4 protein-coding genes are annotated in these 4,192 nt (G+C 44.4%); all 4 read right to left on the bottom strand.

Annotation, left to right across the window (positions count from 1 at the left end; all coding sequences use genetic code 11):
* Window positions 1–40 precede the first annotated feature (40 nt).
* The 4 genes from R1Y93_RS09260 to R1Y93_RS09245 all read right to left on the bottom strand — a co-directional run bounded on the left by R1Y93_RS09260 (window position 41) and on the right by R1Y93_RS09245 (window position 4,173).
* Complete coding sequence (locus tag R1Y93_RS09260) at window positions 41–1,522, bottom strand: ComEC/Rec2 family competence protein (protein ID WP_500822586.1); 1,482 nt, start codon at window positions 1,520–1,522, stop codon at window positions 41–43.
* A gap of 83 nt (window positions 1,523–1,605) precedes the next feature.
* Window positions 1,606–1,788 carry a hypothetical protein gene (locus R1Y93_RS09255; protein ID WP_500822585.1) on the bottom strand — a complete coding sequence of 61 codons (183 nt, stop codon included), beginning with the start codon at window positions 1,786–1,788 and terminating at the stop codon, window positions 1,606–1,608.
* 8 nt (window positions 1,789–1,796) lie between these two features.
* Window positions 1,797–2,735, bottom strand: a complete 939-nt coding sequence (locus tag R1Y93_RS09250) for a GerMN domain-containing protein (protein ID WP_500822584.1) — start codon at window positions 2,733–2,735, stop codon at window positions 1,797–1,799.
* A gap of 10 nt (window positions 2,736–2,745) precedes the next feature.
* The gene (locus R1Y93_RS09245) at window positions 2,746–4,173 is read right to left on the bottom strand and encodes a sensor histidine kinase (RefSeq protein ID WP_500822583.1); all 1,428 of its coding nucleotides are present in this window, start codon (window positions 4,171–4,173) and stop codon (window positions 2,746–2,748) included.
* Window positions 4,174–4,192 lie beyond the last annotated feature (19 nt).

Below are 4,192 nucleotides of genomic sequence, written 5' to 3'. Positions count from 1 at the left end.
CTTCAAAAATGGAAGCATCTGATATCTGCCAGTACTGGTTTTACTGCTGCTTCCTCCATCGATCAGGTAGTTTTTCCCTTCCGGCGTCTGGATCACGATTCCGTCTCCCTGCCCCACATCCAGAGCAAGTGATCTGCAGGCAGGGTGAGGGCCGAGCCCGGATCACTAGGAGACTGACCACTATTCCTGCTACCCAAGCTATCCGATAAACTATTTCCGGAACTTTTATCACTCTCTGTGGCATTTCTTCATGGTTTTCTTTATATCCGGTTCGCCATTTTCCTTTTTTTGAATATGTTCGCCATTTACTTTTCTTTGAATATATTCGCCATATATTTTTCTTTGAATATAAGAAAAGGATTGTTCCCAAGATCATATAATACAAGCCGATCTGCCACAGCTCTGGCTGTCCTGCCACCCAGGTAACAGGAATTTTCAAATTACCTATGGACAAACTACCAGCTGCACCACATAGCATTTCATAAAGCCATAACAGGAATTTTCCAGGAAGAATCAGGATTCTTGCGCCTGTCATCCAGAAGCAGCCCACCAGCATTCCTGCAAGACCACTGACCAGAACCACCGCTACCGACGGAATCACCAACAGGTTTAATACCAATCCAGCCACAGAAACCTCTCCAAAGAAATAAAGGCTCACCGGAAGCATGGTCAGCTGCACTCCCAGAGAAGCAAAGAAAACCGATTTTCCTTTTGTTTTTTCCAGATAAGGAGAAATGATCCCGGCACCGCACACTGCCGAAAAAGAAAGAAGAAAACCGCTGCTGTACAAATAAGCAGGCGATTCCAGAAGGATCAGCACTGCAGATGCAGCCAGGGCAGTAGGCAGATCATAGATCCTGCCAAGAATCCTTGCTCCTGCTGCCATGAGAAACATGCACACAGCCCGCATAACAGACACGCTTCCTCCTGTCATAATCCCATATTGGAGCATAAAAACCAAGGCGATCATACCGGCAGTCCAGTTTCCCAGATAACATTTTTTCAACATCCGGTAAAAGCCCATGCCAAGAATACTGATATGAAGTCCCGAAATAGCCAGTATATGCAGGATCCCGCCCATTTGGTAGCGCAGCTTTGTTTCATCCTCCAAACCGGTTTTATCCCCCAGTACAATGGCCTTTAATACTTCTCCTTCTTTTCCTGCCGCCTGGCACAAAATATCCCCCAGATACTGCTGCAGATCCACAAGAAATTGTCCATAAACAGAATAACTGGATGATTTTTCCTTGATCACAGCTTTCTTCATCACATAATAGATATGCTGGCATGCATAATACTGACGGCTGTCAAACTCTCCTGGATTTCGTTTGCCCTGGATTTCCTCAAGCTTTCCTTGTACACGAACCAGCATCCCTTTATACAGGACATCCTTATCTGTATCCACAGATACTCCACACTTATCCCCCAAACCCTTATCTGCATTCACAAAACTTCGTCCCTTTACAGAGGATCTGGCATTCGCCACAGACTTGGCTTTAGAAAATGTTTCCTGATTTTTCAAAAATACTCTTTACATTTTTTATTGGAATTTTCTTAGATTGATAGATAAAATAGACATTTTTAAGATAGACTGATTTTGAATTTTCACTTTCTGCGCACCGTTCCACCTCCCCGCAGATGGTCGTCCCCGGATGCTTTTTTAAATATTCTGTAACAGATCCTGGCAGAGGATTCCCCCGCATCAGGGGCATCCCCAGCAAATCTGCCATGGTCATCGCCAACATCAGGAGAAGGCACGCAAGACATAAGGGACGTCTTGCCATCCATCTGCCTCCTTACTCTTTGTCCTGGATCAGATCAGTGTTCCAGCCAAAGAAATTATAAAGAGAGGTATTCTCTCCAAAGCTTACATCATCCTGTCCGTTCAGGCTGATCTGGACTTTGTCTGCATCCACAGCTGCCAGTACGGAATTAACTACAGAATAAATAATTGTTTTCTCCGGAATATCAAGGGCTGCATCAGAAAACGCCTGGCTGAAGTTCACATAACATACACGGTCAGAGGTTGTTACAGACATAACCTCTGTATTCTCCGGAAGAGTAGGATAATGTCCTTTTTCCATAGGTCCCTTGATCAGCTGCTCCAGGATCACCCGTTCCCTTGGAAGACTTCGCTTATAATAAACACTTCTTTCTTCCTCAACCAGTTTTTCCCCTGTGCTGTCAGTAAAATACAAGGTAAAAGTATCATACCGGTAAGCATCCCGATCATCTCCCCACAGTTCTACAAAACTGGAATTATCCATAGTGCCTATTGGATTTCCCTTAGAATCTGTAAGTTCTGTATTTCCCACATAGAATTTCACACCGGAAATCCCCGGAACCTGAAGAAAGCTTCGTACAACTCCAGCACGTACCAGGATCTCCCTGGTACTTCCCATACTGGTATATCCACTGTTAAAATAAACAAGCAGGGAGGTACCGTCCAGCACACAGGATTGTATCTGTACTTCTTTTGGAAAAAGTGCCTGATAATCTCCGCTGGTTTCTCTGTCATTCAGCTTCTGCTCCAGTTCATCGATCATATCCTGGGGACTTTCCTTCTCAGGCACATAACTTTCTCTCTGCAGCTTTGTTTCTTCCTGATTTGTATAGTAAAAATAATATTGATTGCCTCCGCTGTCCTTATGGCCAGACTGTCCTGTATCAGCGCAACCGCCAAGAACTCCTGCAATCAGCGCCGCACTCAGCAGCAATGTAAGTAACTTTTTCATCTGGTGCCTCCTAAGGAATATATGACAACGGGATACGAACAGTAAATGTAGTTCCTTCTCCCTCTTTGCTGAAAACCTTAATGGTGCCATGATGCATGGCTATGGCACTTCTCGTAATGGCAAGTCCAAGGCCTGTACCGCCAATCTCCCTGGAGTGGGACTTGTCCACACGGTAGAATCTTTCAAAAATACGGTCAATGCTATCCTCAGGAATGCCCATGCCGGAATCTGCCACTGTCACATAAAAATACTTATGGTCTGCGTCCAGCGTTACCCTTACCCATCCGTCATCTACATTATATTTGATGCCATTTTCCACAAGATTGGTTACTGCCAAAGTGAATTTCACTTCATCCACATCAGCTTCTACCGGCCTGAAGCAATCAAGAATCAGGTCAATATTACGTCTGTCTGCGATGGGCCGAAGCCTCTTCAGGATATCCTCCAGCAACTGATTGATATCCATATGGGAAATATTTACATCTGCTGCCTTTTTGTCCATCTTTACAAGTGAAAGAAGATCTGTGATGATCTTATTCTCCCTGTCAATCTCCGCAGTAATATCCCCCATAAACTCCTGGTAAAGTTCTTCCGGCACACCGCTTTGCCCTACAAGGGAATCAGCCAGCACCTTCATGGAAGTTAAAGGTGTCTTTAACTCATGGGACACATTAGATACAAATTCATTCCTGGACTCATCCAGGATCTTCATCCTTGCCAGCATCTTGTTAAATGCATCTGTGATCAGCTTTGTCTCTGTATAATCCGGTACGGAGATCTCATCATTCTGATATCCGTCTGTCAGATCCTCTATAGATTTGGTGATCCTTGCAAAAGGTTTTACAAGAATGGTAGAAAGGACATAACCAAGCAAAATAGCCAGTGCTACTATGATCCCAATGATCAAAATCTCCCTCTGCTCCAGCTCATCAATGGTAGAAGCGATCTCATTGGCTGAAACGCTTACCAGAAGTACCCCCTGCAGCTGCTTCACTTCAGGGCTTTTTACCGGAACTACCATCTCTATCGACCGGTTCTTACGATTATACCAGCTGACCTCATCCCCTTTAAAGCAACGGATGACCATGGATGAAAGCAATGTCTTCCCTTCATCTATGCCATACGTATCCTTTACGATCCTGTAATCCCTGTCAACCAGCAAAAGTCTGCCGCTATATACATTAGACAACAACTCCAGCTTGCTGTTCACTACCTGCGAGCTGGAGTCATTAATATAATTCTCTTTGATTAACAGGTTGCACAAAATGTCACATTGATTCTTCACATTCTCAGTACGGAGAGCAATCGCCCGATCCGCATAGGTATTGATCACAATCTGTGTAACTATAACACTTGGCACGATTCCCAGAATGATCAGGATGATCAGGATACGGAAGCGCAGACTTTTAAAAAAGCTTGTCTTTGGCTTGTTGATCATAGCTTAAGCCTGGAAGTAA

Source organism: Blautia sp. HA3515, from assembly GCF_059933065.1.
This window is presented reverse-complemented; position numbering and strand designations above follow the sequence as displayed.

Excerpts from the sequence above, each read along its gene's own strand:
- R1Y93_RS09245 (WP_500822583.1), bottom strand. The coding sequence starts at position 4,173 with ATGATCAACAAGCCAAAGACAAGCTTTTTTAAAAGTCTGCGCTTCCGT.
- R1Y93_RS09255 (WP_500822585.1), bottom strand. The coding sequence starts at position 1,788 with ATGGATGGCAAGACGTCCCTTATGTCTTGCGTGCCTTCTCCTGATGTT.
- R1Y93_RS09250 (WP_500822584.1), bottom strand. The coding sequence starts at position 2,735 with ATGAAAAAGTTACTTACATTGCTGCTGAGTGCGGCGCTGATTGCAGGA.